Consider the following 1,764-nt stretch of genomic DNA (forward strand, 5'->3'; position numbering starts at 1 on the left):
GCCCCGACCGGCCGCCCGCCGTTCCGGCAGCGGGTGTCACCGCGTTTCACCGGCCCGCCGCACCGGGCCGACCGGCCTCTCCCGCAGAGGCCGCACCGCACACGAGAGGAGTAACGGCGCCGCCCGACCCGCGCGCCGTACACAACCACCATGGCAACCATTCCGACCCTGGGCGCCGAGCGCACCGCCGGCCACACCGCCTCCCGCGCCGAGACCCGCGAACTGCTCGGCAAGGCCACCTACGACCTGCTGGTGATCGGGGGCGGCATCCTCGGCACGGCCGTCGCCTGGACCGCGTCCCAGGCCGGCCTGAAGGTCGCCATGGTCGACGCCGGCGACTTCGCCGGTGCCACCTCCAGCGCCTCCTCCAAGCTCGTCCACGGCGGTCTGCGCTACCTGCAGACCGGTGCGGTCAAGCTGGTCGCGGAGAACCACAAGGAGCGCCGCGCGCTCTCCACCGACGTGGCCCCGCACCTGGTCAACCCGCTGACCTTCTTCGTGCCGGTCTACAAGGGCGGCCCGCACGGCGCCGCCAAGCTCGGTGCCGGCGTCTTCCTGTACTCGGCGCTGTCCGCCTTCCGCGACGGCATGGGCCGGGTCTCCACCGCCGCGCACGCCGCCCAGCAGGTGCCCGCGCTGCGCACCGAGGGCCTGCGCTCGGTGGCCGTCTACGGCGACCACCAGATGAACGACTCGCGCGTCGCCGTGATGACGGTGCGCGCCGCCGTCGACGCCGGCGCCGTGGTGCTCAACCACGCCGAGGTCACCGGGCTGCGCTTCACCGGCGGCCGGGTCACCGGCGCCGAGCTGCGCGACCGCCTGGACGGCAGCGAGTTCGGCATCGACGCCCGCCTGGTGCTGAACGCCACCGGCCCGTGGGTGGACCACCTGCGCAAGATGGAGGACGCGGGCGCCGCGCCGTCGATCCGCCTCTCCAAGGGCGCGCACGTGGTCGTCAAGCGCCGGGCGCCGTGGCGCGCCGCGCTGACCATCCCGATCGACAAGTACCGCGTCTCCTTCGCCATCCCGTGGGAGGACCACGTCCTGCTCGGCACCACCGACGAGGAGTACACCGGCGACCCGAAGGACGTCCGGGCGACCGAGGCGGACATCGACCAGATCATGGGCGAGGCCGCGCACGCCATCCGCGACGAGCACCTCGACCGCGACCTGATCACCTACTCCTTCGCCGGCCTGCGGGTGCTCCCGGGCGGCCCGGGCGACACCGCCGCCGCCAAGCGCGAGACGGTCGTCACCGAGGGCCGCGGCGGCATGCTGTCGGTCTCCGGCGGCAAGTGGACCACCTACCGGCACATCGGCCGCACCGTGCTGGAGAAGCTGGCCCACGTGCCCGGCACCAGCCTCGGCGAGGACATGTCCCCGATCGCCCCGACCGTCCCGCTGCCGGGCGTCGGCGCGCCGAACGCGGTGGCGCACCGCCTGCTGATCGACCGCGAGCCGGGCTCGCGGATGGAGCCGCTGGTGGCCAAGCACCTGGCCAGCCACTACGGCACCCTGTCCTTCGACATCGCCCGCATGATCGACGAGAACCCGGAGCTCGGCCGGCCGATCCACGAGGACGGTCCGGACGTCTGGGCGCAGGTCGCGTACGCGGCCGACAACGAGTGGGCGTACACCACGGACGACGTGCTGCGCCGCCGCACCACCATGACGGTGCGCGGGCTGGACACGCCGGAGATCCGGGCCGAGGTCGAGGCCTTCCTCGCGAAGCGCGGCACCAAGTAGGCGCAGCCGGGCGAAGCG

At 73.8% G+C, this 1,764-nt stretch carries 1 protein-coding gene; it reads left to right on the top strand.

Features of this window, described 5'->3' with window-relative positions; genetic code table 11:
- Positions 1 to 150: 150 nt before the first annotated feature.
- On the top strand, positions 151 to 1,746 hold the full coding sequence (locus tag ACFU6K_RS38340; RefSeq protein ID WP_380671192.1) for an FAD-dependent oxidoreductase: 1,596 nt from the start codon (positions 151 to 153) through the stop codon (positions 1,744 to 1,746).
- Positions 1,747 to 1,764: the final 18 nt, after the last annotated feature.

The sequence above is a fragment of the Kitasatospora sp. NPDC057512 genome (assembly GCF_042802135.1).
Lineage (GTDB): Bacteria > Actinomycetota > Actinomycetes > Streptomycetales > Streptomycetaceae > Kitasatospora.